Here is a 26,810-nt window from a genome sequence, read left to right as displayed (position 1 = left end):
ATTGTCAGCCCTCTTACCAACGGCGCTCGAAGCGACGGCGAAGAACGATCGCAATCAGGTTCATCATCATCAGGAATACGAGAAGCACGATGATCGCACCGGAGGCGCGCTCCACGAAGGCGGGATCGCCGCGCTGGGTCCAGTTGTAGATCTGCACGGGAAGAGCGGAGGCCGGATCGAAGAAGCCTTCGGGTGGCCCGGACGGATATTCGCGCACGAACGCCACCATGCCGATGAGGAGCAAGGGCGCAGTCTCTCCGAGGGCACGGGCCAGGCCGATGATCGTACCCGTCAGGATGCCCGGCATCGCCAACGGCAGCACGTGGTGGAAGGTTGCCTGCATCTTCGAGGCCCCGACGCCGAGAGCCGCGTCGCGGATCGACGGCGGCACCGCCTTCAGCGCTGCACGCGTGGCAATGATGATTGTCGGCAACGTCATCAGCGTCAGTACGAGACCACCGACGATCGGCGCGGACTGCGGCAACCCTACGAAATTGATGAGGACAGCGAGGCCGAGAATACCGAACACGATGGAAGGCACCGCGGCGAGATTGGCGATATTCACCTCGATGAGGTCGGTGAACCTGTTCTGCGGCGCGAATTCCTCGAGGTAGATCGAGGCCGCGACACCGAGCGGCAGCGAAAGTACGAAGACGATGAGCATCATGTAAGCGGAGCCGATGATGGCGACGCCGAGACCGGCGGCCTCCGGGCGCGTATCCGAGGCGTCCGGTGCCGTGAAGAAGGACCAGTTGAATCTGGTCGTCAGAATGCCTGCTTCCTTCAGCTTGTCCGCAAGCATCAACTGCTCGGGCGATATGTTGCGGTCGAGCTTGGCGCTCTCCATCGTCACGCGCCCCTTGTAGTAGCCGTCGATGCGGCCGGCGGCGAGAAGATCGAAATGGACCGTCTGGCCGATCGCCGAAGGATCGGCGAGAACGAACCTGCGCAGGTCCGCCGGGGCTTCCTTGGAGATCAGTTCCGCGGCGGCCTTTGGGTTTACCCCGTCGCCGGCGATGCCTTTCCCGACCATAGCATCCTGGAGAGCCTTCTGGATCAGCGGCGCATAACCGAAGGTGGACACCTTGGCGATCGCCTCCGGATTGCGGTCGCCCGCCTTGTCCAACTTTGCCGGATCGAGGAAGATATCGAGCGAGACATATGTCTGCTGGAAGGACGACATACCGTTCGACAGAATCGAGGCCAGCAGCCCGATAAGGGCGACAATGCCGATGATGACGGCGATACGGCCCATCATCCGGAAACGCGCTTCGGCAGCATTGCGCCGGCGGGTTCTCTCATCGGCGGCAAACAGCGACTTGCCTCGGGATTCGGCAACCGAGGCGCCGAACGTGGAAATCTCGGTCATTCGTACTGCTCCCGGTATTTGCGCACGATGTAGAGCGCCAGCACATTCAGCCCCAGCGTGAGAACGAAAAGGGTAAGACCGAGGGCAAAGGCAACCAGCGTCTCGGGACTCGCAAATTCGGTGTCGCCGGTCAGCTGACTGACGATCTTGACGGTGACGGTCGTCATCGCCTCGAACGGATTGAGCGAAAGCCTGGCGGTCGCGCCCGCGCCGAGCACGACGATCATCGTTTCGCCGATGGCGCGGCTCGCCGCCAGGAGCACGGCACCCACGATCCCGGGCAGGGCGGCCGGAAGCACGACCTGCTTGATCGTCTCCGACTGCGTGGCGCCGAGGGCGTAAGAGCCGTCGCGCAGAGCTTGCGGGACAGCGTTGATAATATCGTCGGACAGCGAGCTCACGAACGGGATGATCATGATTCCCATGACGATGCCCGCCGTCAGCACCGAAGACGAAGAGTTTCCGAGGCCGAGCGGCTGCGCGATCCAGTCGCGCAGGAACGGTCCGACGGTGACGAGGGCAAAGAGGCCGTAGACGATGGTCGGGATGCCGGCCAAGACCTCGATGGCGGGCTTGACCACGCTGCGCACGGACGGCCCGGCATATTCGGCAAGGTAGACCGCGATCATCAGGCCGAGCGGAACGGCGACGATGAGCGCCACCAGAGAAATGTAGAAGGTGCCCCAGAGCAGCGGCAGGATGCCCAGTTCCGAACCACCGCGGAACTGCGGGTTCCAGACGGTGGAAACGAAGAACTCTTGCGCCGGATAGACCCTGAAGAAGGAGTAGGTTTCAAAGAACAGCGAGGCGATAATGCCGACCGTCGTGAGAATGGCGATCGTCGACGCCGAAACAAGCAAGGCCCGGACGAACCGCTCGCTGATGTTCCGCGCCCGCAGATCGACCGCAATGCGGCGATACGCCCAGAGCGCAAAGCCGATCGAAAGGGCCAGGGCCAAAGCGCCGGCGACAAAGTTGCCGGTCTTGGAAATCTGACGGTAGGATTTGGCTGCCTCGAACACAGGCGGCGGTACGTCGTTACCCAGCGCCACGCCGACCTCGGCCAGGAAACCCCGGACGTCGGTGGCGTCCGCCCGCATCTCGGAAAGTTCTCCCTCGCTGATACCGCCGCGCGCCAGCACGGCGTCGATGCCGTCTGCGATCCGGCGGACGTCGGCCATGACGAGGCTGCGCGCGCCACCTTCGGGGATAACGCTGTCGGGTATCATACCGGTGACGCGCGTTTCGACGAGGAGAGGCTGAACGACCAGCCACGCGGCCAGCACGATAACGGCCGGAACGGCCGCAAACAGCGCAACAGTCTGACCGTAGTAGCCGGGGAGAGAGTGAAGCCTGACGCGCTCACTCGCCGAGAGAGACACGGCACGACGCCGACCGAGAACATACCCGACGGCCGAAATTGCCGCCACGACAAGGACAACGATGCCCGGACTCATCTCGCCAGCAACCTCCAGAAAGAGCAAGACCGGCGGCGCGATCATCGCGCCACCGGTCGGCGTAGATTAATTCAGCGCGCCCATCGGCGTGCGAGCCTTCACAGCCGCCTGGGTCTTGGCGAGTTCCGGATCGGAAACCAGACCATAGGCTGCCAGCGGGCCATCCGGGCCAGCCATCTCGTCGGAAACGAAGAACTCGATGTATTCCTGGAGGCCAGGGATCACGTCGAGGTGAGCGTTCTTGACGTAGAAGTAGAGCGGACGGGAAACCGGATACTCGCCCTTGGCGATCGTTTCAACGGACGGCATTACGCCGGACATGGTGGCAACGCGCAGCTTGTCGGTGTTGTTCTGGTAGAACGACAGACCGAATACGCCGATGGCGTTCTTGTTGGCATCGATACGAGCCAGCGTCTCGGTGTAGTCACCGTCGATATCAACGGAGACACCGTCGGTGCGCAACGCCATGCAAGCCTTCTCGGCCGCCTTTTCATCGCCACCATTGGCTGCCTTGAGTGCTTCCAAGGCGCCGTCTTCCTTGCAGCCGTCGATGATAACCTTCTCGTCGAAGACTTCGCGGGTGCCGTGCTTGGTGCCAGGAATGAAGGCGAGGATTTCCTGATCCGGCAGATCGGCGCGGATCTCGTTCCACTTCTTGTACGGATTGTCGACGAGCTGACCATCCTTGACGACCTTGGCAGCGAGCGCCATGTGCCAGTCAGCGGGGGTGAAGGCGAACTCGGGACCATTAATGTCCGAGGCGAAGACGATGCCGTCATAGCCGATGCGGACTTCCTGGATTTCCTTCACGCCGTTCTTGGCGCAGGCGTCGATGTCGGACTGCTTGATGCGCGAAGAAGAATTGGCGATGTCGATGGTGTTTTCGTCCACGCCTTCGCAGAGCTTCTTGCGGCCGGCGCCCGAACCGCCGGACTCGACGACCGGGGTCGCGAAATCGGTGTTTTCGCCGAAGGCTTCGGCAACGATCGACGCGTAAGGCAGAACGGTCGAAGAACCGGCAATCTGAATCTGGTCACGAGCGGCAGCAGCGCCGGCAAAAGCAACCGAGGCGACCATGGCTGCCAGGGAAAGTTTCAGGGTGTTCATTTCAATCTCCCGTGAGTGGGCTAGTGTGTGGATGCAGCCGCAAACGGCCTCACCGTCCCCGTGCATCAGCAGCACGTTCATACTCACTGTTGCCCTTCCCTTTTATGTCACTTTGGTGAAAGATTTGTGACAGATTAACTGATTGATATTTAATGCGTTTTCGACAATGATCTACATTTCGACAGTGGCTTTATGTCAGAAGCGGACGGTAAAGTCGGTTCCCTTGCCCATCTCTGAGCGGACGATCAGGCGTGCGCGGTGACGCGTCAGGATGTGCTTGACGATCGCAAGACCGAGGCCGGTACCTTTCTTGGACCGACTGTCGGCCACGCTGACACGATAGAAACGCTCCGTCAGACGGGGAACATGCTCGGCCGGGATGCCGGGCCCGTGGTCGACGACACTCACTTCCACCGGTGCGCCGTCGCCGTGACGAAGGTAGACGTCGACGACTTTGCCCTCCTGCCCGTATTTGCAGCCATTCTCCATGAGGTTTTCGAAAACCTGCACCAGTTCGTCGCGGTCGCCGAGGACCTCGACCTTCCCCTCCGGCAGGTGCAGGCGAATATCAACGCCAAGATCGGCGGCGAGCGGCGCCAGCGAATCCCGCACATGCCCCAGAACGGGGATGAGATCGACCGTCTGGTCCGGCGCGATATGTGCCTTGAGCTCGAGCCGGGAAAGCGACAGGAGATCGTCGACCAACCGGCTCATGCGCGTCGCCTGGTCCAGCATGATCGCGAGAAATCGCTCCTGGGCCTTCGGATCGCCGCGGGCGGGTCCCTGGAGGGTTTCGATGAAACCGCGCAGCGAAGCGAGCGGCGTTCGAAGCTCGTGGCTCGCATTCGCAACGAAGTCACTGCGCATCCGGTCGAGCCGACGCAGTTCGGATATGTCGCGAAACGACAGGAGGAAGAGTTGCGGCAGCGCGCCTGCGAGTTTCTCGACCTGCGCCGAGCGGACGATATAGACCCGCTCGGAGGGAAGCCGCTCGGAATGTTCGATCTGATTTGGCTCGCCTGTCTCGATCGTCTCGCGGATCATGTCGAGGATGCCGGGCGAACGCCAGCGGGTGGAAATATGAAGCCCGGAAAGCAAAGGACCGAAAGCCTTCTCGGCAGCCTTGTTCTGGGCGAGCACGGTCGCGTCGCCATCGATGACCACGACCGGCAGGTCAAGCGCTCCGAGCACGGACTCCACCTGCGAGAGCGTGGCTTCTACGGCTTCCATACGCTCTGTAGGTTCTTCCTGCATGCGCGGAGGAGCCGGCTCACGAACGAGCACCGCCAGCACCGCAAGGAACCAGAGAACGAGAGAGAACGGCGGCTGCGCGCCGGCAAAGTAGGCGGCCACCGCAACAAGAGCCGCTGCGGCCAGAAAGCTCCACCCTGCGCGAAGGCGCGACATCACCACTTTCAAAGCACCGCGATCTTCAGCCACGCAGCCCTCGCCTGCCACTTCCAGAAACCCATGCGACCCCTGATAAACACAATTCATGACAGATGTTTACGGCATCTGCCACGGCCGCCACGGGATATCCCCCGACGATAGGACCCGGCCCACGCTTGTGTTGGCGTCGCGAATATGTCCTCACTGGTGCATCTCCGGTCGGCGACGAAGGAAATGCCAATGAATAAGCCAGCAGAAGGCCGTGCGGTCATACTTGAGATCGGCGGGAAGGAAAGAGTCTTCGACATCGACGATCCGCATCTTCCCGACTGGATCGACGACAAGTCGCTGACCTCCGGGCACTATCCTTACGACAAGAAGCTCGACGAGGATGACTACGAGAAGGAACTGCGGCTCCTGCAGATCGAGCTCGTCAAAGTGCAGTTCTGGCTGCAGAAGACTGGCCAGCGCGTGATGGCCCTGTTCGAGGGACGGGACGCGGCCGGCAAGGGCGGCACCATCCACGTGACGCTCTCCTACATGAACCCGCGCTCGGCGCGCGTGGTGGCGCTGACGAAGCCGACGGAGACGGAGAGGACCGAGTGGTATTTTCAGCGCTATGTGCCGCATTTTCCGAGCGGTGGCGAATTCGTGCTCTTCGACCGCTCCTGGTACAATCGGGCGGTCGTGGAACCGGTCATGGGCTTCTGCACGGAAGGAGAATACGAGAAATTCCTGAAGCAGGTACCACATTTCGAGAAGCTGATCGCTGCCGACGGCATCCATTTCTTCAAGTTCTGGCTGGACATCGGCCGGGAAATGCAGGTCGAACGTTTTCACGACCGGCGCCACGACCCGCTGAAAATCTGGAAGCTCTCTCCGATGGACATCGCCGCGCTCGGCAAGTGGGACGACTACACGAAGAAGCGCGACCGGATGATCGAGGAAACGCATACCGATCATGCGCCGTGGACCATAGTCCGCGCGAACGACAAGCGCCGCGCCCGGCTGAACGCCATCCGTCACATCCTCACCTCGATAGACTACGAAGGCAAGGACGAGGAGAAGATCGGCAAGATGGACAAGAAGATCATCGGCAAGGGGCCGAATTTCCTCACCAGTTCGTGAAGAGCCGCCGGATAGTGCGGCGGCTTCCGGTTATCACTGCCCAGGCAAGAGGCGGACGGAATAGAGATTAACGCCTTGTCCGGCTCCGCCGAGGCCGGCATTCAGCAGGAGCCGGCCGGGCGTCGCCGGCGCCATGGACCTGTCGAAGGTCACACGGAAGAGAACGTCCGTCTTCTGGGTATCGACCGTGAAGCGATGGCGCGCGCAGTCACCCAACCGGCCGAAGTCACATTCGACGGCGATCTGCACGGGCTGGTCACCCGAGGCTTCCACGGTGAGGGCGAAGGTCGACGTCTTGCCGGCCATCTCGCGAAGTGCATCGGTCGGCACCGTGATTTCGACATTTCCGTCGGCGTCGGCCGAACGCGAAACGACATTCATGGCCGTTCCGTCGCGGGCAGTGACGACATCGACCGCGGCATTGGCGCGCGGCCGAATGACGTCGATGCGCTTCGGTTCGAAAATCTCGATCCATTCGTCGGAAAAACCGTTACGGGTTTCCAGCGGCTTCGGCTCCTGCGTGCCGGAAAAATCCTCCTCCACGGCCTGGGGCGGCGGATTGGGGACACTGGTATCCCGCTCCGCCTCGCTCAACATGAGGCCGGAGGTATATACCCACCATGCCCCCGTTCCCATCGCCCCGAGGAGGACAGCGAGCATGAAGAGCCGGGCAAAGAGGCCGCGCCGCTTTTTCCGCGGGTGGATCGGCGTCTCGGGACGGACCTCCATCGCCGTAGCCTCGGTCCGGATCTCGTTCCGATCCATCGACGTATCGACGCTTTCTGCACCTCGATGCAGACGCTCCGCCCGCAGGTCACCGAAATCACTCGCGGCAGCTGCCCCTTCGCGGCGCTCGCCCGGACCGGGTTCGACGGCGGGAACTGCCGGCTCGCGGACCGCCCGCACCGCAGGTGCAGCAGGGTGCTGCGACAGCTCGGCGGCCAGATCGCCCGACAGAGGACGCCTCACCTCGGACTCGACGGCCGGGAGCCGGCCGCGTTCCTCCAGCTCGATGGCGTGGATCGTCGCCTCCAGCTTATGCCGTTGCTGGGCGATGATCTCGGGGTCGGTGATGCCCTGCTTCTGCAACCCGGTTTCCAGCGCGTGCCGCGCCGACTGATAGATCCGGGCACGCGTCTCCGCATTGGTGCGATCCGATCGCTCTAGAGCGTTCCTGATGGCCGCTTCCAATCCGTTCACTGATGTCCCTCATCGATCGGCAGCCGGGCCGATCCCGTCACCGTTGTTTAGCGATTCGGTAACGGCTGCCCCGCCGATCTGCAAGGCCTCGCGTCCGCAGGAGGGAAGATACTCAGAAAAAAGTGGCCTGGTTTCGACCAAGTCACCGTCGGCAAGCCGGATCAGGCTCTCCCTGCGGCCACCCCGAGCAGCCGACATTCTCTTCGTGACAGGCTCCGAATTGACCTGCAGACACGGTCTTTTCCATCCCCCGATCCTCTGCTAAATAAATTGACGTTTCCGTAAACGTAAAACACCGAGGTCTTTCATGGCACTTCCCGCGGTCCTTTCCGAGAACCTCCGCATACCGGTGGTCGCCTCGCCGCTCTTCATCATCTCGCATCCGGAACTGACGCTCGCGCAGTGCAAGGCCGGGATCGTCGGTGCCTTTCCAGCGCTCAATGCGCGGCCGGAAAGCCAGTTGGACGAATGGCTCGCCATGATCACCGAGGAGCTTTCGGCCTACAACGCCGCACATCTGGACCAGCCGGCCGCACCCTTCGCCGTCAACCAGATCGTCCATACCTCGAACAAACGGCTCGAACACGACCTGATGATGTGCGTGAAGTACAAGGTACCGATCGTCATTTCCTCGCTCGGGGCCGTCCCCGAGGTGAACGCGGCCGTGCATTCCTACGGCGGCATCGTGCTGCACGACATCATCAACAACCGGCACGCCAATTCGGCGATCCGCAAGGGTGCCGACGGGCTGATCGCGGTCGCAGCCGGCGCGGGCGGCCACGCGGGCACGCTCTCGCCGTTTGCGCTCGTACAGGAAATCCGCGAATGGTTCGACGGGCCGCTGCTGCTCGCCGGAGCCATTGCCACGGGCGGCGGCATCCTCGCCGCACAGGCCATGGGCGCCGACATGGCCTATATCGGCTCCCCCTTCATCGCCACGACGGAAGCGCGCGCCTCCGACGCCTACAAGCAGGCGATCGTCGAGGCCCATGCCAACGACATCGTCTATTCCAACTATTTCACCGGCATCCATGGCAACTACCTGAAGTCGTCGATCGTCGCTGCCGGCATGGACCCGGACAACCTGCCAGTCGCCGATCCGTCGAAGATGGACTTCGACAAGGCGACCACCGGCGCCAAGGCCTGGAAGGACATCTGGGGCTGCGGCCAGGGGGTCGGCGCGGTGAAGGCCGTCGAGCCGGTTGCGGCCGTCGTGGACCGGCTCGAGAAAGAGTACAAGGCGGCCCGCAGCCGTCTCGCGCTCTGACGCTGCCGGAGAGCCGGGCTTCGAACGGAAAACGCCGGGAGGAGAAAATCCCGGCTTGAAATTCCCGCGCGATGCTTGTATCAGCGCGCACAGATCGACGAACCGCGCCAGACGCGGTTCGCCTTGGCCGCTTTAGCTCAGTCGGTAGAGCACATCATTCGTAATGATGGGGTCACGTGTTCGAGTCACGTAAGCGGCACCATTTCCTCATTTGTCGAAATCGAACAGCCAGAGAGCATATTACCGCTCGGACGCCGCTGCGACCTTTTTCCAAGGACCGAGGCGGAGGATATTCTTTCCGTTTTCTCCGCGCCGTGGCAGATTGAACAAATGGCACTATCCGTCCGCCGCAGCCTTGTCGTATTCTTTGCCATGCTGGTCCTCTCGTTCGGACCGGCACGCGTGAACGCGGGTTTCGCCGCGGGTTCACCTCGAGAAATGGCCGGAACACTGATGGCGTCCGCTCACATGCATGGCGCATCGGAGGCCGTGACCGTCCACGGGGATGATTGCTGCGCAAAGGAACGGTCCCGAAGCTGCCCGGATTGCATGAACCTCCGGTCATGCGAAGCGGCCTGCGCGGTTCCGGCGATTCTGGCTGATGCTTCCAGCGCCGCCGTCCCAGCCGGCCCGGGGAGCGAAAGGACCGATGCCGACGTTCTCGTCACCGGAATGCTGGTGAAGCCGCCGACCGAGCCTCCGAAAGCCTGACGCGATCTTTTTTCGTGGCGGGTTTCGTTCGGCATGCGCCGTTCCCGACCCGCTTCCCAGGCTTTCGATGCCGGCGATGCGGAGGATGCCGCACCGGCACACCAGATCCAGGACAAGACAATGAACCGCAGACAATTTCTTTGCACCGCCGTTCTCGCCGCCGGAGCACTCGTCGCATCCGATGCCGCGCGCGCAGCCGGTGAGACGATTACCCTTCACAAGGATCCCAATTGCGGCTGCTGCCACCTGTGGGGCGAGGCCATGCAGCGCGCCGGATACAGCATCCGTACCATCGATGAGCCCGATCTCGCACCGGTGAAGATGCGCTACGGCGTGCCGGAAGACATGCAATCCTGCCACACCGCCGTGATCGGCAGCTATTTCATCGAGGGTCATGTTCCCGAGCAGGCGCTCACCAAACTCCTGTCCGAACGGCCGGACATAGCGGGCCTTGCCGTTCCCGGCATGCCGTCCGGGTCGCCCGGCATGGGCGACGATCCCGGCGCCTCTTTCGAGGTCTACGCGGTCTACAAGGACCCGTCGAGGCAGTCGACCGTCTACTTCCGCGCGGGGCCGAAGAGCTGACGCCGGCGCGAACCGGCGCGAGTTACCAGGCTGGCTGACGCCAGAGGCGGGTCGTCGGACGTTCGAACGCCGTATAGCCGATCGCGCCGGCCAGAATCCCGGCCGCGACGGCCGAAACCATCAGGGCCGGCATCGGGATGCCGGCCGCCATCCCCACCTTCGCAGTGACCGAAATTGCGAAGGTGTGCCAGAGATAGATCGAGTAGGACGCGTCTCCAAGAAACGCAGGCAGTGCCGCGCGCGCGATGCCGCCGTTCGCCTCCAGAGAAACCACACCGAGGACAAGCGCCGTCGCCAGCGGACCGCAGTCCCAGGCGTCGAACGGCAATCCGAGCAGATGGATCACGGCAAATCCGCCGAGGCCCGCCGCAATCAGCAGGACGCCCGTCAACCGCCCCGGCATCCGACGGTTCAGCCAGAGCATCCCGATCGCCATGCCGGCCACGAACTCCAGAATAATGGGACGGGTATAGGTGACGAGGAAAACGTTGTCGCTCTCGAAGATTTGGCCGGCGGCGACCAATGCAGCGAACAGCAGGCCGATCGCCAGAAAGCGCCACTGCCTCGGCAGGAAGAGCGCCACTGCGAAGACCACGTAGAAAAACATCTCGTAGTTCAGCGTCCAGCCCTGCACGAGGACCGGCCAGATTTCGCCATTGCTCGGCGAGCGCGCCGGAACGAAGAGGAAGGAGGCCATCACATGGCCGATACTCAGCCGGAGATTTGGAAACAGCCCGGCGAGTCCTCCCGCGATCATTACCGCCGTCGCCATCCAGTAGACCGGTACGATCCGGCGAATACGACCGCGCAGGAAGCCTGCGGGCGTGGGCGTGCGACGCTCGGTGATCACCCACATGATGAAGCCGCTGACGACGAAGAAGACATCGACGCCGACGGCACCGATTGCGAAGGAGTAGCCGAGCTTTTCGGCGGCGTGGAACAGGACGACGGCGATCGCCGCAGCGGCACGCAGATACTGAATTCCGTAGAGCGTGTTCAATGGCACCTCCTTCACGTCGGTACCCTGCCGTAGGCTGGCGCCGGCCGGACCGGCACCGGAACAAGGGCGGCGGAGCGCCGGTGTGATCGCGAGACTTCCCGCAGTGTCAGCCTGCCTGCGCAGAAATAGAGGAGAAAGGAGCCGACGTGATAAGGGGTCAGGATGTCTATCTCCACGAAGGCGCGCATCGCAAGCAGCACAGATATCCCGAAGAGCACCACCGACTCCCGGCCTGCCGGACGGGAAAGCATCTGCCATGTATGTCCGGCAAGCGTCACGAGAAGGACGAGCGTGAGCAGCAGAACGCCGACCAGACCCGTTTCCACCGTCGCCTCGATGAAGGTGTTGTGAAAATGGAAACCCGTCCGGGTGGTGATGAAGAATTCTTCCCATAACCGTTCGGCTTCCGAAAAGCCCTGGACCCAGTAGGCCTGATATCCGACGCCGAAATATGGGTTGGCACGGGCGGCCTCCATACCCTGCTGCCAGAGATAAGTCCGGCCGGTCAGCGTCGCGTCCTTGCCGAAGGCGCCGAGAACGAGGGAAAAGCCGTCGCCGTAGACGAAGGCAAGGACGCCGACGAGAGCGAAGACTGCGACCGCCAGGAAAAGGCCCTTGCGCCGCTTCGGCGAAAGGACCTGCAACCCGCGCGCGACCGCCGCCAGCGCCACGACGACCGCCCCGGTGAGAACCGAGGTTGCCGATTGCGAAGCGGCAAGCGCATAGGCCGAAAGCAGCCCGACAGCGGCAGCCGCAAGCAGCCACAGCTTTCCGTCGGCCAGCAGGACGACCGCGGCGAAGGCAAAATAGACGCCGAGCGAGGCGTAGAAGCCGAGCTGGTTCTTCGAGGCGAAGGCGCCGACGAAACTGTAGGAGCCGTCGAGCGGGTCATAGTGATAGACGCCGAAGAGCAATGAATAGACGAGGACCAGCCCGGTTCCGGCGATTGCGCCCTTGATGAGCGTTCGCAGGTCGATGACGCGCATTGCAATCAGCGCGCAGACCACATGCGAAAGATACTGGATGCCGGTGCGGGCAGTCTGGGCCGGTGCCTCGGACCAGAAGACGGAAAGGCAGGCGAAGATCGCAAAGGCGAATATCCAGAGGTACCGGACGTAGTTGCCGAGCACTCGCCGATAATCGACCAGCACCAGCGGCAACCACAGCCCGTAATAGAAGAGGATGGAAATCTGTCCGAACCGCGCCGAATAGGCGAAAACGAAGAACGAGAGCGCAACCGCCACGGTCCCGTAGAGCGTATTCTCACCTGGTCCGATCAGGCTGGACTTCGCGACCCTCATCCCCACCTCATCTCATGGCGACCCCGACGCTAACCTTGACGACGTCGCCGGGAAGCACGGGCGTGTTTTCATCGGCGGTCATCTCGCGGGCCTTGCCGTCGACCTCGCGGACGATCGCGTAGGTCACTGTCGCGGTCTCCTTCGCGGATGTCGCCTCGGCCGCCGACTGCATCAGCGCCTCGCTCATCAGGTCACGGCTGGTGCCGAGCTTCAGCGTGTTGGTTTCCAGCTCGCGCTCGGTGTTCTGCAGCTCCTGGGCAAGCTGCGCATCCCAATCGTTACGCAGATTTGTCTCGTCCTGGCCGGCCTTGTTGATGTCCTGGCGTGCCTTGAGCGACGCTGTGTCAATGTCGAGCAGACCGGCCTGAAGATCCGTCACCTGCTGTTCGATCGACAGGCGGCGGGAACTGACCGCCAGGCCCTTTTCGGTCAGGTTGTAGACCTTCTCCCGGTCGCTCTGAACGAGCTCCAGCTGCCTGGACTGCGTGTCGGACTTCTTTGCGAGCGATTCGATTTCGCTGTTCAGGAGAGTCTTCAAATCGGCAAGCGCCTGCAGCTGCAGCGTCAGGCGCTTGTCGCGCGACTTCATGAGTGCTGTTTCACTGGCGAGCAACTGATCTGCCTCGGAAACACCTTCGAGCTCCTTCGGCAGACTGATGCTGTCCTTGTCCGCAATCTCCGCCTGCAAGCGGGCGCGGCGTGCGAGCAGACGGTTACGCTCGGCGATCAGGACCGATGCATCCCCCTCGGAGCGAATATAGTCGCGCGCAACGCGTTGTCCCGGATCGGGGCGACGCATACCGCCCCCGAGACTTAGGGCCTTCAACACGGTCATGCCGGGCACATAGGCATACTGACCGGGAGACTGGATCTCACCGGAAAGATAGATCGGCCGGTACTGTGCAATCTCGACGGAGGCGGAGGGACGGTCGCGCAGCCCGAACAGCTGCTGCATCTTTTCTCCGATTTCTCCGGAGACTTCCTCGGTGGTCTTGCCGGATGCCGCGAGCTCGCCGAGAAAGGGCAGCGAGATCTTGCCCGAGGCGCCGACCGTATAATCGCCGCTGACGGCCGACCAGTCCCGGACAGCCCCTTCCGCCGTCTGCCACTCGGCGACGCGGACCCGCAGCTTGTCCATGACGCCGAGGTGGTATTCCTCGGCGCGCAGCGTGCCGTGAAAGGCAAGAACCGCGCACAGCGAGAGGGCGAGCGGTGAAACCAAAGCGCTCAGGCCGGCGTCTGTCGACGTCCGGCGGCGGAAGAAAGCATGCATGTGATACCCCGTTTGCTGTTCTGTCGTCTTGTCCGGCGGCGTGGCCGCCGGACGTCAGTAGCTTCCGCGCGACAGGCAGACGGCGGGCACCGTTCGGCCGACGATGATGAGGTCGTTGATGAGCGACCAGTTCTGCACATAGTGGGAGTCGAGCGCGACGCGCGAAGCATAGGAGACGTCGTTGCGGCCACTGACCTGCCAGAGGCCGGTGAGACCCGGACGACTTTGCAGATAGAACCGGGCGGCAACCTCGTAGAGTTCGAGCTCCTCTTCGACGACGGGACGCGGTCCGACGACACTCATCTCACCGCGGATGATGTTGATGAGTTGCGGTAACTCGTCGAGACTGAGCTTGCGGAGCACGCTGCCGACGACGGTCACCCGCGGATCGTCCTGCAGCTTTCGGGTGGTGCGCCATTCCTCGTAGGCGGCCGGATTGTTTCGCAGGTACTCCTGCAAGATCCGGTCCGCATCCTCCCGCATGGTGCGGAATTTCAGGCAGTAGAAGCTCCGGCCATTATGCCCGACGCGGCGATGGCCGTAGAAGACGCGGCCGCCGTCTGAGAATTTGACGAGAGCCGCAATCAGAAGAAAAAGAGGGCTGAAAAGCAGCAGAGCCGCCAAGGCGGCGGCGACGTCAAAAACCCTCTTGGATATCCCCCCAACCGGCGGAGTGCCGGCCTCAAGCGTGTGCAACAACGGCGAACTGGCCGATCGAGTCGCGTACTTCATAGAGATGACTCCATTTACGTTGGCGATTGGTCGGTCCCTGGGGACGCGGCCCTTATCCAAGACGGAGTGTGTGGTCAGATTTTGTCTTGCTTCGCCACCGACACCGGGAAATGGTTCCCTCCGAACCCCGCGCCCCCTGCGCCGGCCACGCGCGGTCGGTCCGATTACTGGTCCTTCCAACTAGAGCCATCGTCTCCGCCCGTCCGAGGACGAGATGATCCGATCATTAATACTCTGTAACATTATATTAATTCAGAAATTCCGAAATCGGCGGCTTACGGTATACAGGTTCCGGCGCCCTGCATTCTGGTGGAGGCGTGCGGGACACAGGAAAACGGCCACTGTTGAAGAATATTTTTGCGGCGCATCATTATGTTGCGCTGCACATTTTTCAATTCGAATTTTCTTAAATTGTAACAAAACGTGATTGCAACGGCGCCGATTTCCCGCCGCAGTAGCGCAACCCCCGGCATCGCGCACGCGATCCTCCGCAACCAAAACGGGCTTCACGCGTTCATTCGAGAGTCCCAGCGTCGTTCTGTGGCGAATCTGGGGCACCGCGGAAGGACATACGCCTTTTCGCCTCCACCTCGTAACACAACCGAAAGGACGTGAGCTTATGCTGCAGAAGAGGGAAGAATTCCCGACTTTTCAGGGGCATGCACGTTGAAACAACGAGCGATGATCAATATATTCGTTTGAGCCTTGAGAGGAGAAGGCGGTCCGGCGATGAATACTACGTCAATCGACTCGGATATGAGGTGACCATATGTATGGACCTCGTGTCATGATGAGCATGGTCGGTGTCCTGATCGTTTTTGGTCTGGTCACCTATGCATTGACCGGCTCCCTCACCACTACCCTGATCCAGACGGCAGTGAGCGCCATACTGCTGCAAGTCGGCTATTTTCTCGCTGTCCTTTATATGGTCGCCAAGGCGGCACGGCAGCGCAAATCCGAGTTAGAGACGTCCGCCACGGACGAAAAGGCAAAAAGCGCGCGGGTCTCGCGTCTCAACAGTCCCGGTCCTTCCAAGCTCTGAGCTTCCGTGCAACGCGGCGGTCCTGTCGCAGCCACCAGATGCCCTGTTTGCGTCACGATCGTTCGCCACTCTCCGGTCGAGCCTTTCGAGCGCTCACCTCACCCGTCAACCGGTACAGGAGTGTGGCATGCCTCAAATACAGGCCATCTGCGTCGTAATCGCGGCCAGGAATGCATCGGCAACGATAGGAAGAGCGGTCGCGTCCGCCCTTGCGGAACCCGAAACAGCCGAGGTCGTCGTCATCGATGACGGCTCTACCGACGCCACATCGACGGCCGCGCAGACTGCGGACGACGGCAGCGGCCGGCTTCGCATCCTGCGCTTCGAGAAGAACCGCGGCCCCGCCGCCGCACGCAACGCGGCGATCGCATGCTCATCCTCTCCCTTCATCGCCATTCTCGACGCCGACGATTTCTTTCTTCCGGGCCGGTTCGGCAGGCTGCTCGCCGAGGATGAGTGGGACTTCGTCGCCGACAATATCGCGTTCATCGAAGAGTCGCGGTTGACGGGCGCACCACCGACGATACCCGAATTTGATCCGCAACCGCGGCTCATCGATCTCGAGAGCTTCATAGAGGGCAATATTTCAAGACGCGGGGTACGTCGCGGCGAGATCGGCTTTCTGAAACCGTTGATGCGCCGCGCCTTTCTCGAATCAAATGACCTGCGGTACCGCGAGGATCTTCGTCTGGGAGAGGATTACGAGCTCTATGCGCGCGCCCTCGCAAAGGGGGCCCGCTATCGCCTGATTCACGCTTGCGGTTACTGTGCCGTGGTGCGGAGCGACTCGCTCAGCGGGCGCCACCGCACGGAGGATCTCCGGCGCCTCTACGAGGCCGACCGCGCGATCCTTGCCGACAGTTCCCTTTCTGGCGAGATGGTCGCTGTGATCCGGCGGCATGAGCGGCACGTTCGGGCGAAGCATGACCTGCGTCGCTTCCTCGATCTCAAGAACGACGAGGGCGCGTTCGCCGCGCTCCGCTACGCGCTCGCCCGCCCTGCAGCCCTTCCGGCCATCGCCGGCGGCATTCTCGCGGACAAGACGGAGCGCTTCCGCCGCCCGCCGGGTATCGGTGCGGCGGGGCACCTCGACTCGCCGGGCCTGCGCTACCTGCTCTCCGCGATACCTGTTTCCGCTCAGAGGTAGTCGCGGCGCACCCGCTCGAGTTCCGCCGCGAAGCGTTCCTTGCGTTCGGTCAGGAGCGCGTCGCCGCTCATCTGTGGCGTCGCCCGACTCGCCTGCCAGAGTGCAAGAGTCGAGGGAGCGGCGAGCGCATGCTTGGCCGCCGTGCGCAGCGTGGTCTGGCGGGGTTCGCGATCGAGAACGGCGATATCGCCGAGATCGGAACGGCGGACCTCACTTCGGGCGGGGACATTTTCCCTGAAATCGACGCCCCAGAACCTGGCTCCCTTGATGATCGCCTCGGCGCGGCTGGAGACCGGAACCTGTCGGGGATGGTAGGAAACGCCGAGCGTGGAGGCCCAATCCCGCCACTTGAAGCTGTTGATGCTGCGGGACGTCGTCACCGCGACCCAGGGGATTCGAAACGCATCCGCAAGGATCGCCCCGTGCATGGATTCCGCCACCACCATTTCGGATGCCGCAATCTCGCGGATCACCTCCCCGGCCTCCCCGCGCGGGTCGATGTAGTTGAGCCCTACCGTCTCGCAGATCGCCGGCCACAAGCCGGCGACGGCCGACTCCCAATGCGGCACGAAACTCTTGCGATGCTTCTTTTCGATATTACGAAACTCCGGCATGTCGGCGACCATGACCGCCGGATCGACGATGCCTCTTTCGAGAGGAAGGCCTGCGGCCTGGGCGGTGAGAGGTCCGCGCACACACCGGACGTCCCACTCGTCCCCGTCGGACATGTCCGGCAAGGTCCCGTAGCCGAAGCCGCTGCCGACGACGAGCTTGCGAATTCCGGAGGGCAGAAGCGCACGGTCGAGAACGGTGCCGACGCCGACGAGCAGGACATCGGGGTGAACATCCCGAAAGCCAGGCAGCAGGTGGTCCCAAAGCCACAAGTTCAGGTCGTCACCGAAATTGCCGTACTGCGATTGCCAGTAAAAGGGCTGCATCTGATCCTCCTGGTTGCCACACGGGTCGCGAGAACGCGGTCCCGCCGGACAGCGGAAAACATTTCGAACTCAATTGGCGGATGACTGGCGAACGAGTTTCCCGACCGCCAGCTGCATGACGCTCTGCAGGATGGCGGGATCGCGCCAGAACCATCGTGCGAGCAGGCTCACCTGTGGGACTTTGCGTCGCTTGACGAGGCGAGCCTGGCTCCAGAGTGCCTGCCTTCGCGCCGTCTGCTTGTAGCTTCGGATGGAGGCGACCTCGTCCGGGCGCCCCTGAAAACGGCCCTCGAGAGTGTCGAGCGCCACCCACGTGTTGAACTGCTGCTTGAGGAACTGCGGCGAGTCGTTGTCGATGCTGTGGAAGATATTGACGCCCTCGCCGCGGACCGCACCGGCTGCGTCGCAGAGCACCGTCCGACGGGCGGCAAGCACGCTATCGCAGAAAAAGAGGACGTCTTCAGCGGCAAGGCGCAGTTCCGCCTCGAAGCGCACGGTCTCGAAGAGTGGCCGTCCGAGGACCATGCACGATAAGTGCAGAAAGCTCCAGTTCTTCAACATGACCCGTGACAGCTCCGGGAGCTCGATCATCAGCGGATCGTCGAAAAGGCGCACCGCCCGTTCGCTCCGTTCTAGCTCTGCCATGCCGAAGTGATAGTAGAAGGCATCGCCGCCGGTGATCGAGGCGAAATAGCAGTCCGCGCCGAACTGCGTCATCGCCACAAAGGCGTTCTGCAGGTGATCAGGCGTCCACAAATCGTCGGAATCAAGAAAGGCGACGAAGTTCGCGTCGTCCGGCACGTGTTCGAGGCCGGTATTGCGCGCGCCACCCGGTCCGGCATTCGCCTGACGGACGACCGTGAGCCGGTCGCGCGCTTCGGCGGGAAGCGGCGCAAGCTCGTCATCGACCGGATAGGGCGACTGGTCATCGACCACGATGACATGGAAATCACGGTAGGTCTGGGCAAGAACAGAACCGAGCGCACGCCTGAGAATGCCCGGCTCCTTCTGGTAGTACGGAATGATAACTGAAAACTTCGCCATCTTTTTGCCCCTGCAGTTTACCTAAAAGAGGTTGCCTGGCCTCCTCCAGACAGGTTGCGGCTCTCGCCCGGCGCTTACGTCTTTGTCGTCGTCGTTCCCTGGTTCGTCTACAAAGGATGTCGTCATGCCCCCAGCAGTGAACGCGAAATCGGTGACCCGTAACGTCGGCTGGAGCGTCCTATCCAAGACAGGGACATTCGGGCTTAAGTTTGTCACCGTGCCTATTTTGGCCCGCATCCTGTCACCGGACGAGTTCGGCGCGGTCGCCGTGGCGCTCGCCGCGGTTCAGTTCCTCGCGATGATCGGCGGGGCCGGTTTCGCCTCCGCATTGATACTCCAGGAGGACGAGGACGCGGTCACGGTCCACTCCGTCTTCTGGACGAATCTCGCGATTTCGGCGCTGCTGGCATTCGTCATCTATGTCTACGCGGAACCCATTGCCGGCATGCTGGGAGCCACGGAGGCCGCCTACCTCCTGCGGACGATGTGCCTGCTTATCCCGCTGCAACTCGGCGGCGACGTCGCCTATGCGCTTCTTGCCCGGCGCATGCAGTTCTCCAAGGATGCACTGTGGAGCATGATCTCGGAGTCGCTCGGTGCGACCATCGCGCTGGTGCTTGCGCTCGCCGGCGTCGGCGTGTGGGCGCTCGTCGCACAACTCTTCTCCTCCGCCCTCATCCGCATCTGGGGCCTCTACGCCGTCTCGCGCTATCGCCCGGGATTCGCCTTCAGCATGCGCCGCGTGCTCGCACTCACCCGTTTCAGTCTCGGGATGATGGGCTCCGAGGTCGCCAATTTCGTTACGTTCCAGTCGCCGATGGTGGTGATCTCCCGCCATCTCGGTTTGGCGGATGCGGGGGCCTATTCCGCGGCCAACCGATTCTCGAGCATTCCGAACCAGGTGGTATTGTCCGCGGTCATGGGCGTTCTGTTCCCGGCCTTCAGCTCCATGATGCATGATCGCGAACGGCGATCACAGGCGTTGATGCTGAGCACGCAGGTGACGACCGTGCTGCTTGCTCCGATGATGTTCGGTCTCTGGGCGGTCGCAGAACCTGCAATGCGCGTGCTGTTCGGCGAGCAGTGGGCCTATGCCTGGCCAGTGCTCGGTCTGCTTGCCATATCCAAGGGTATTCTCACGCCCTGCAGTACCTTCGTTCCCTATCTGAAGGGTATCGGCCGTGGGGGCGTCCTCTTCTGGTGGGCCCTCCTGCGCGCGGCTGTCACCACTGCCGCCGTCGCGACCGGAGCGTTGCGGGGATCCCTGGTCGAGGCGATGATCGCGCTCTGCATCGTCAACGCAATCGTTCTTGCCGGCTATTCCTGGATCGTCTTCAGGGCCGACGACAAGCCTTTCCTACGCGGTTTCCTCCAGGCGAGTCGCCCCATGTTCACCTCGATCGTCATGGCGGTGGCGGTGCGTGCGCTTCTCGATACCTACGGGCACATCATCCCCAATCCGGCGCTCCAGATGGTTGTCGGCATCCTTGTCGGAGGCGTGATTTACACGGTTCTCATCCTGCTCACCGAACGCCCCCTGCTGCGGACGCTCATGGCGCTTGCGCGCAAGACCACACCAGCCGCGACGACGGCGGCGGCGATCGCGGAATAGAATCTGTGATGCGTGCCTCAATTGGGGCACGATCTATTCCGTTGGGACCCGCCATTGGGGCGGCGCGAGTTTTCCGGGCTTCTCACGGGGAAAAAATCTGGCCGCCGACGGCCGCTATTGCCCCCGACGTACAACCATATCGTTGATTATCGTAACCGTCTGCAATCCTGCGTTTTTTTGACAATACTCAAGAGCTCGAGACCTTTCCCGAGGAAGGGCCTCCATCAGAACAATTGTGCGACGCAATATAGTCGGCGGCATTTTCTCGCTGCACTGCCATATTTTCTACCTCTTCGCACCCCTAGCTTAAGGATGCGGGCTCAAGTCTGCTCTGGTTGAAACGGCTGCTTAGGGGGAGCGGCCCAATAGGGGTGACTGCCATCGTGAACGTCGACGCGAACGTCTCATCGCGGATCAATCTGATGCGGCTCCTGCTGATCGCAGGGATCGTTTTCGTCCACATACCTTACGATCCGCAAAGAAGTCCCTATCTCGGGAACTATGGCACCGTGGACTGGCTGCGAGTCTATCTCGGAGACAGCCTCTTCCGTATCGGTGTTCCGTGCCTCAGTGCAATCTCCGGCTATCTGCTTTTCCGTCGCGGCCTCACACAGTTTGACTACCGCAGGGTACTCGGCAGCAAGGCGGTGACGGTTCTTCTTCCTTTCATGATTTGGAACAGCGCCTTCCTGATCCTCGCCTTCGCCGCTCAGAGGAACGGCGTTGCTGTCGGCTACCTTCCGGATGTTGCAGGCGCCCCGTCGCACGAACTGGCGAGCCTCGCCTTTGCCGTCCAGGACTGGCCGATCAACCTGCCGCTCTATTTCCTGCGCGATCTTCTGCTCTGCATCGCTCTCTCTCCGCTTCTCGGCCAGCTTGTGACGCGCTTTCCGCATCTCACGCTGGCATTGTTCCTGGCGTATGCCGTGCTGCCCGTTCCGAACCTGATATTCCTGAAGAAATCGATCCTGTTCGGTTTCAGCCTCGGCATCTATGCCTCGCTTCACCAGATCGACGTCAAGCGTCTCGACGAACACGCCACGTCCATAACACTCGCCGTTGGCGCGGCGTCGCTGCTATTGGCGGCAGGACTTTACGCAACCGGGCCCGAATATCCTCTATGGCTCGAAATGCTGCGCAGTCTCACGGCAATTGCCGGCATTCTCGGCGCCTGGGCACTGTCGAGCCTCCTCGTCCGTACCCGCTTCGGCACCCGACTCGCCTCCGGCGGCGGCCTGAGCTTCTGGATCTTCTGCGGCCACTACCCACTCCTCATCCTGCTGTGGATGGCGTGGAACCGGATGGGCTCGGCCTCCTATCCACTCTTCTATCTCACGGCGCCGGTGCTGACGCTGGTGTTTCTGACCACGACCCACGGTCTTGTGAAACGCGCAACTCCCGGGCTTCACGCCATCCTCACCGGCAACCGGACAGACAGCGGCCGCAAGCGACGTTACCCGCCGACCGAGGTCGTGGCCTCCCGCTCCGAATACTCTTCGTAGGCAAAGGTGAAAGACGATGACATCTCTCGGCAAGACAGAATGCCACCGCCTTGCAATCATCGGCCTCCTGGCACTGGCGCCAACCGCCGCCGGTGCTCAGGAAGGCGTGACCGGGGCATCTTTCGTCGAAACCTTCGACAAGCTCGATACGTCGTTCTGGTTCGTGTCGGACGGCTGGAACAACGGTCCGCACCAGAACTGCACCTGGTCGAAGTCGCAGGTATCGGTGGCAGGCGGGCTCCTGACATTGACACTCGACCAGAAGGAGACCGGCGATCGCGATTATGCCTGCGGCGAGATCCAGACCCGCAAGCGGTATGGCTACGGGACCTATGAAATCCGGATGAAGGCGGCAACCGGGCCTGGCCTGAACTCCGCCTTCTTCAGCTATATCGGACCCGCCGACAAGAAGCCGCATGATGAAATCGACTTCGAGGTGCTCGGCAGGGACACGTCGAAGGTTCAGGTCAACCAGTACGTCTCACGCAAGGGCGGCAACGAGGCTCTGGTCGACGTGCCCGGCGGCGCCGACACGGGCTTCAACGACTATGCCTTTGTCTGGGAGAAGGACCGGTTGCGCTTCTTCGTCAACGGCGAAATGGCCCACGAGGTCACGGATCCGACAAAGCTGCCGGTCAACGCACAGAAGATCTTCCTGAGCCTCTGGGGCACGGACACGCTCAAGGACTGGATGGGCAATTTCGCTTTCTCCGGCCCGGCGCGGATGCAGATCGAACAGGTGGCGTTCACGGCCGCAGGAGACAAGTGCCAGTTCGAGGGTTCTCTCGTCTGCAAGCTGAAGTGAGCCGCCCCTATCCTGGAGAACGGATGCAATGACGCTTCACGTGCTTTACCTCGTCCATGATCTCGCCGACCCCGCCGTTCGTCGCCGGGTGCTGATGCTCTCGGCAGGTGGCGCGCGGGTAACACTTGCCGGCTTCCGCCGCGGCGACAACGCATTGGCGGCGGTGGAGGGTCTGCGCCCGATCGAACTCGGCGTCACTGCCGACGGCCGCTTCGCGCAACGTCTGGGCGCGGTGGGAAAGGCCTGCCTCAGCATCAGCCGGGAGCTTCGTGACGTGGCCAGGCCGGACGTCATCATCGCACGCAATCTCGAAATGCTCGCGGTCGCCAACCGGGCGGTCACGGCCTTCGGCGGCCGTGTTCCGATCGTTTACGAGAGCCTCGACATCCATCGTCTCCTGCTCCGCGGCGATCTCGTCGGTCGGATGTTGCGCGGTGCGGAAGCGCGTCTCGGGCAAAAAGCAAAGCTTCTGATCACCAGCTCCCCTGCCTTCGTCGAGAACTATTTCCGCCCCCTTTCCGGGCTCGACCTCCCCGTTCTCCTCCTGCAAAACCAGGTTCTCGCGCTCGGAGAGGAGGCCGACGCACCGGCGCCGGTGCGGCAACGCAGGAAGGGCGATCCATGGCGGATCGGCTGGTTCGGGGCGCTACGTTGCAGTCGTTCGCTGGCGATGCTCTCCGCGTTGTCACGCGCGATGGGCGGTCGAGTCGAGATCGTCCTGCGCGGCCGCCCCGCCCGATCGGAGTTGAAAGACTTCGACAACGTCGTCGCGGCAGAGCCCCACATGACCTTCAGAGGTCCTTACCGCAACCCCGAGGATCTCCCGGCGATCTATGCCGGCGTGGATTACGTCTGGACCATCGATTTCTTCGAGGAGGGACAGAACTCCAACTGGCTGCTGCCGAACCGCCTGTACGAAGGTTGCCGCCACGGCGCTGTTCCGATCGCCCTTGCCGGCACAGAGACGGCTCGTTTCCTCGAGGACAGGAAAATCGGACTCGTGCTTCCCGATGCCGATGGCTCCCGCCTTCAGGAGCTGTTCGAAGGCATGGATGAAGAGAGCTATCGGCACGCCTTCGAGACCGTCGCCAAACAACATCCTTCTCTCTGGAGCGTCCGGCGCGACGACTGTGAAGCCCTCGTCAGGCGACTCGCGACGCTCTCAACCAATGCAGACGGCGCTGCAAGCGTGGCAGTGGCCGGTTCCCCGACCTATCGCGATCAAGGAGGACTATCATGACGGCTGAACAGCTGAAGTCGGTGCGGTGCCTCATTGCCATACCCTGCCTCAACGAGGCCGGACACATCGAAGCGGTCATCGGCAATCTGCACAAGGCACTCGCCGACCTCGATGCCCGGATCATCGTCGCCGATGGCGGCAGCACAGACGGAACCCGCGAGATCGTCCAAAGGATCGAGCGCGAGAATCCCAAGGTCACGCTTCTCGCCAATCCGAGAAAAATCCAGAGTGCGGGCGTCAATCTCGCGGTCGCGACCTACGGCCTTGATTGCGACTATCTGATCCGCATCGACGCCCATGGCGGCTATCCGGAAGATTACTGCCAGACACTGGTGGCCGAGGCGCTCGCCGCGGGAGCGGATTCCGTCGTGGTCGGCATGCAGACCGTGGGATTCGGCCTGTTCCAGAAGGCGACGGCACTTGCCCAGAACTCGCGTCTCGGCAACGGCGGTTCGCGTCACCGCATCGGTGCCGCCAGCCACTGGACCGATCACGGCCATCACGCGCTGATGAAGATCGCGGCCTTCCGGAAGATGGGCGGCTACGATGAAGCGTTCAACCACAACGAGGATGCCGAACTCGACTACCGCCTGAATCAGGCGGGATATCGCATCTGGATGACCGACAAGACCAGCATGGTCTACTATCCGAGGGCGAACCCAGTGTCGCTCTACCGGCAATATTTCGGCTATGGCCGTGGCCGCGCCCGCAACTTCCTCAAGCACCGTTCGTGGCCCAGCATCCGCCAGATGATCCCGCTCTCGGTCGTGCCCGTGACCATCGGGGCAGCGCTCACCGTCTTCAATGCCGCCGCTGCCATTCCGTTTGCGCTATGGGCTGCCGCCTGCCTGGGCTACGGCACCTGGTTGGCGATCGGGGAGCGCAATCCGCACGGGCCGCTCGCCGCCGTCTCCGCGATGGTCATGCATTTCGCCTGGTCCGCCGGCTTCTGGCGTGAGGTGATCGCGACCGGCAATCGCACGCCGGTCCGGGCGACAGGCGGGGAGATGTCGCGATGACACAGCTTCAGTCCACGGAAGCCGCAGCGGCAACGCGGATCGACATCGGCGTCTGCACCTTTCAGCGCCTGTCCCTCGAGAAAACGCTGCTGTCGCTCGCAACCATCGAGACCCCTGAAGGGGTCACCCTTCGCGTCATCGTCGCCGACAACGACGTGGAGCCGAGCGCAGAACCGCTCATTGAACGGATGCGGAGGCTGCTGCCATACGACCTTTGCTATGTTCATTGCCCCGCCCGCAACATTTCGATCGCGCGCAATGCCTGCCTCGACGAGGCGGCCGGCGAATATCTCGCCTTCATAGACGACGACGAGACGGCATCCGAATACTGGCTCTCCAACCTGCTCGCGACAGCCCGAAAGAGCGGCGCCGATGCGGTTCTCGGCCCCGTCGCGGCGCGTTATGACGAGCGCGCACCAGGCTGGATGCGGCGCGGCGACTTTCATTCGACCCGGCCGGTCTGGGTTCGCGGCGAGATCCGCACGGGGTACACCTGCAATGTGCTGCTGCGGCTCGCATCACCGGTCGTCGCGGGGCGCCGCTTCAATCTCGCGCTCGGCAAGAGCGGCGGGGAGGACACCGCGTATTTCACACAGATGAACCGGGCTGGCGGCAAGATCGCCTTCTCTCCCGAGGCGCTGGTGTTCGAACCTGTGCCGGAGCAGCGAGCGCGGTTCGGCTGGCTTGCTGTCCGGCGCTATCGCATGGGCCAGACCCACGGCCGCCTGCAGGCAGAGGGCACGTCGGCAACCGCACGGCCGCTCCAGATCGCTCTCGCCGCCGCGAAGTCCGGCTATTGCGCAACGGCGGGGCTACTCCTCGCGCTCTTCGCCATGCCGCGGAACCGATATCTCCTGCGGGCCATTATGCATGCCGGCGTCGTCACCGGTCTGGCGGGCGCCCGCATCATTCATCAATACGGAAAGCTGGAGGCGAGCACCCCATGATCGAGCCGACGTGTGACGTCACTGTCGTGATCGCCGCCTTCAATGCCGAGGCGACGATCGAGCGCGCGATTGTGAGTGCACTGATGCAGGATGATGTCAGCGTCGAGGTCATCGTCGTCGACGACTGCTCCCGTGACGCGACCCGTGAGATCGTTCTGGCGATCGATGATCCCCGCGTCCGGCTGATCGCACACGGGCACAATAAAGGCCCCGGCGGGGCGCGCAACACCGCGTTCGACGCCGCCTCGGGACGGTGGCTCGCGGTTCTCGACGCCGACGACACGATTTACAGCGACCGTCTCTCCCGTCTCGTCCGCCAAGCGGAGGAGACGGATGCCGACGTTATCGTCGACAATCTCGATATCGTCTCGCCGCAGGGCACGCGCCGCGCCATGTTCGCCGCGGCCGAGCTCTCCCGTCAGCCGTGGATGACACTCGAGGCCTTCATCTCCTCGAATGTGCTCTTCCGGTCGACCTATAACTACGGCTACATGAAGCCCGTCTTCAGTCGCAGTTTCCTCGAAGAACACGGGCTGCGCTTCGACGAGAACCTGAAGATCGGCGAGGACTACATTCTGCTCGCATCAGCCCTCGCTGTCGGCGGCCGGTGCGCCGTCAACCCGCGTGTCGGCTATGCCTATCACCTCACGGACGGTTCGATCTCAAGCGTTCTCAAGCGTCATCACGTCGAAGCCATGCTTGCCGCCGACACGGCCTTCGTTCGGTCCTATCCGCTCGACACGGCAACCCTCAAGGCGCAGCGGCGGCGCAGAAGAAGTCTGGAGCAGGCTCGCTCGTTCCTCTCGCTGATCGATCATTTCAAGGAGGGAGCCATAGCTCCGGCCCTCGTGACCGCACTTCGCGACCCCCTGGCACTCAGGCATTTGAGAATGCCGCTTGTCGCGCGGCTACGGCGGCTGATCGGTCCGCCGTCTTCAGCGCCGCGAAAAGATCCACCCCGGGCAGCAGGCCCACACACTAGCAAAGGATAGTGC

At 62.5% G+C, this 26,810-nt stretch carries 23 protein-coding genes and 1 tRNA gene; 13 read left to right on the top strand and 11 right to left on the bottom strand.

Annotated features, from left to right (window positions below):
* Window positions 1-13: 13 nt before the first annotated feature.
* The 4 genes from pstA to phoR form a co-directional block, all read right to left on the bottom strand.
* Window positions 14-1,369: a phosphate ABC transporter permease PstA gene (gene pstA / locus EUU22_RS18290; protein WP_129333414.1), complete on the bottom strand. Its 1,356-nt coding sequence runs from the start codon at window positions 1,367-1,369 to the stop codon at window positions 14-16.
* The gene (pstC, locus tag EUU22_RS18285) at window positions 1,366-2,826 is read right to left on the bottom strand and encodes a phosphate ABC transporter permease subunit PstC (RefSeq protein ID WP_129333754.1); all 1,461 of its coding nucleotides are present in this window, start codon (window positions 2,824-2,826) and stop codon (window positions 1,366-1,368) included. The genes pstA and pstC overlap by 4 nt, the downstream gene beginning before the upstream one ends.
* Before the next feature lie 66 nt (window positions 2,827-2,892).
* On the bottom strand, window positions 2,893-3,933 hold the full coding sequence (locus EUU22_RS18280; RefSeq protein WP_129333413.1) for a substrate-binding domain-containing protein: 1,041 nt from the start codon (window positions 3,931-3,933) through the stop codon (window positions 2,893-2,895).
* A gap of 195 nt (window positions 3,934-4,128) precedes the next feature.
* Entirely contained in the window at window positions 4,129-5,340 is a 1,212-nt protein-coding gene (gene phoR / locus EUU22_RS18275) for a phosphate regulon sensor histidine kinase PhoR (protein ID WP_129333753.1), read from the bottom strand.
* 222 nt (window positions 5,341-5,562) lie between these two features.
* Between phoR and ppk2 the strand changes: the two genes are divergently transcribed.
* On the top strand, window positions 5,563-6,450 hold the full coding sequence (gene ppk2 / locus EUU22_RS18270; protein ID WP_129333412.1) for a polyphosphate kinase 2: 888 nt from the start codon (window positions 5,563-5,565) through the stop codon (window positions 6,448-6,450).
* A gap of 33 nt (window positions 6,451-6,483) precedes the next feature.
* On the opposite strand, the gene EUU22_RS18265 is transcribed toward ppk2, so the two are convergent.
* The gene (locus EUU22_RS18265; protein ID WP_129333411.1) at window positions 6,484-7,650 is read right to left on the bottom strand and encodes a hypothetical protein; all 1,167 of its coding nucleotides are present in this window, start codon (window positions 7,648-7,650) and stop codon (window positions 6,484-6,486) included.
* A 307-nt stretch (window positions 7,651-7,957) separates the two neighbouring features.
* Here EUU22_RS18265 and EUU22_RS18260 point away from each other — a divergent pair, with 307 nt between their 5' ends.
* The 3 genes from EUU22_RS18260 to EUU22_RS18250 all read left to right on the top strand — a co-directional run bounded on the left by EUU22_RS18260 (window position 7,958) and on the right by EUU22_RS18250 (window position 10,213).
* Window positions 7,958-8,917 (top strand): NAD(P)H-dependent flavin oxidoreductase, encoded by a 960-nt coding sequence (locus EUU22_RS18260; RefSeq protein WP_129333410.1) that lies wholly within the window; start codon window positions 7,958-7,960, stop codon window positions 8,915-8,917.
* Between the two features lie 126 nt (window positions 8,918-9,043).
* Window positions 9,044-9,119 (top strand) — tRNA-Thr (locus EUU22_RS18255).
* A 629-nt stretch (window positions 9,120-9,748) separates the two neighbouring features.
* On the top strand, window positions 9,749-10,213 hold the full coding sequence (locus EUU22_RS18250; protein ID WP_129333409.1) for a DUF411 domain-containing protein: 465 nt from the start codon (window positions 9,749-9,751) through the stop codon (window positions 10,211-10,213).
* A gap of 22 nt (window positions 10,214-10,235) precedes the next feature.
* Here EUU22_RS18250 and EUU22_RS18245 read toward each other — a convergent pair whose 3' ends face one another.
* From EUU22_RS18245 to EUU22_RS18230, 4 genes are read right to left on the bottom strand one after another with little or no spacing between them, the layout of a single operon-like run.
* The gene (locus EUU22_RS18245; protein ID WP_129333408.1) at window positions 10,236-11,213 is read right to left on the bottom strand and encodes an acyltransferase family protein; all 978 of its coding nucleotides are present in this window, start codon (window positions 11,211-11,213) and stop codon (window positions 10,236-10,238) included.
* Window positions 11,214-11,224: 11 nt separating this feature from the next.
* Complete coding sequence (locus EUU22_RS18240) at window positions 11,225-12,514, bottom strand: O-antigen ligase family protein (RefSeq protein ID WP_129333407.1); 1,290 nt, start codon at window positions 12,512-12,514, stop codon at window positions 11,225-11,227.
* A 7-nt stretch (window positions 12,515-12,521) separates the two neighbouring features.
* Window positions 12,522-13,787, bottom strand: a complete 1,266-nt coding sequence (locus EUU22_RS18235; protein ID WP_129333406.1) for a polysaccharide biosynthesis/export family protein — start codon at window positions 13,785-13,787, stop codon at window positions 12,522-12,524.
* Between the two features lie 54 nt (window positions 13,788-13,841).
* A complete protein-coding gene (locus EUU22_RS18230) occupies window positions 13,842-14,519 on the bottom strand; it encodes a sugar transferase (RefSeq protein ID WP_129333405.1) in 678 nt (225 codons plus the stop codon).
* Window positions 14,520-15,306: 787 nt separating this feature from the next.
* On the opposite strand from EUU22_RS18230, the gene EUU22_RS18225 reads away from it, so the two are divergent.
* Window positions 15,307-15,561: an exopolysaccharide production repressor protein gene (locus EUU22_RS18225; protein ID WP_245485119.1), complete on the top strand. Its 255-nt coding sequence runs from the start codon at window positions 15,307-15,309 to the stop codon at window positions 15,559-15,561.
* 127 nt (window positions 15,562-15,688) lie between these two features.
* On the top strand, window positions 15,689-16,708 hold the full coding sequence (locus EUU22_RS18220) for a glycosyltransferase family 2 protein (protein ID WP_129333403.1): 1,020 nt from the start codon (window positions 15,689-15,691) through the stop codon (window positions 16,706-16,708).
* Here the strand turns inward: EUU22_RS18220 and EUU22_RS18215 are convergent.
* Both EUU22_RS18215 and EUU22_RS18210 read right to left on the bottom strand, forming a co-directional pair.
* The gene (locus tag EUU22_RS18215; RefSeq protein WP_129333402.1) at window positions 16,699-17,646 is read right to left on the bottom strand and encodes a polysaccharide pyruvyl transferase family protein; all 948 of its coding nucleotides are present in this window, start codon (window positions 17,644-17,646) and stop codon (window positions 16,699-16,701) included. The genes EUU22_RS18220 and EUU22_RS18215 overlap by 10 nt on opposite strands.
* 69 nt (window positions 17,647-17,715) lie before the next feature.
* Window positions 17,716-18,690 carry a glycosyltransferase family 2 protein gene (locus EUU22_RS18210; RefSeq protein ID WP_129333401.1) on the bottom strand — a complete coding sequence of 325 codons (975 nt, stop codon included), beginning with the start codon at window positions 18,688-18,690 and terminating at the stop codon, window positions 17,716-17,718.
* Window positions 18,691-18,814: 124 nt separating this feature from the next.
* On the opposite strand from EUU22_RS18210, the gene EUU22_RS18205 reads away from it, so the two are divergent.
* From EUU22_RS18205 to EUU22_RS18175, 7 genes are all read left to right on the top strand, one after another.
* Window positions 18,815-20,302 (top strand): lipopolysaccharide biosynthesis protein, encoded by a 1,488-nt coding sequence (locus EUU22_RS18205; protein ID WP_129333400.1) that lies wholly within the window; start codon window positions 18,815-18,817, stop codon window positions 20,300-20,302.
* A gap of 422 nt (window positions 20,303-20,724) precedes the next feature.
* Window positions 20,725-21,804, top strand: coding sequence for an acyltransferase family protein (locus tag EUU22_RS18200; protein WP_129333752.1), 1,080 nt, complete (start codon window positions 20,725-20,727; stop codon window positions 21,802-21,804).
* A 16-nt stretch (window positions 21,805-21,820) separates the two neighbouring features.
* Window positions 21,821-22,609, top strand: a complete 789-nt coding sequence (gene exoK, locus EUU22_RS18195; protein ID WP_129333399.1) for an endo-1,3-1,4-beta-glycanase ExoK — start codon at window positions 21,821-21,823, stop codon at window positions 22,607-22,609.
* A gap of 28 nt (window positions 22,610-22,637) precedes the next feature.
* Window positions 22,638-23,849 carry a glycosyltransferase family protein gene (locus EUU22_RS18190; protein WP_129333398.1) on the top strand — a complete coding sequence of 404 codons (1,212 nt, stop codon included), beginning with the start codon at window positions 22,638-22,640 and terminating at the stop codon, window positions 23,847-23,849.
* Window positions 23,846-24,868 (top strand): glycosyltransferase family 2 protein, encoded by a 1,023-nt coding sequence (locus EUU22_RS18185; protein ID WP_129333397.1) that lies wholly within the window; start codon window positions 23,846-23,848, stop codon window positions 24,866-24,868. The genes EUU22_RS18190 and EUU22_RS18185 overlap by 4 nt, the downstream gene beginning before the upstream one ends.
* Window positions 24,865-25,815, top strand: a complete 951-nt coding sequence (locus EUU22_RS18180; RefSeq protein WP_129333396.1) for a glycosyltransferase family 2 protein — start codon at window positions 24,865-24,867, stop codon at window positions 25,813-25,815. The genes EUU22_RS18185 and EUU22_RS18180 overlap by 4 nt, the downstream gene beginning before the upstream one ends.
* Window positions 25,812-26,807: a glycosyltransferase family 2 protein gene (locus EUU22_RS18175; RefSeq protein WP_129333395.1), complete on the top strand. Its 996-nt coding sequence runs from the start codon at window positions 25,812-25,814 to the stop codon at window positions 26,805-26,807. Before EUU22_RS18180 ends, EUU22_RS18175 begins: the two co-directional genes overlap by 4 nt.
* Window positions 26,808-26,810 lie beyond the last annotated feature (3 nt).

The sequence above is a fragment of the Ciceribacter ferrooxidans genome, assembly GCF_004137355.1.
Lineage (GTDB): Bacteria > Pseudomonadota > Alphaproteobacteria > Rhizobiales > Rhizobiaceae > Allorhizobium > Allorhizobium ferrooxidans.
Note: the sequence above shows the minus strand (reverse complement) of the source record. Positions and strands in the feature narration are given on the sequence as shown.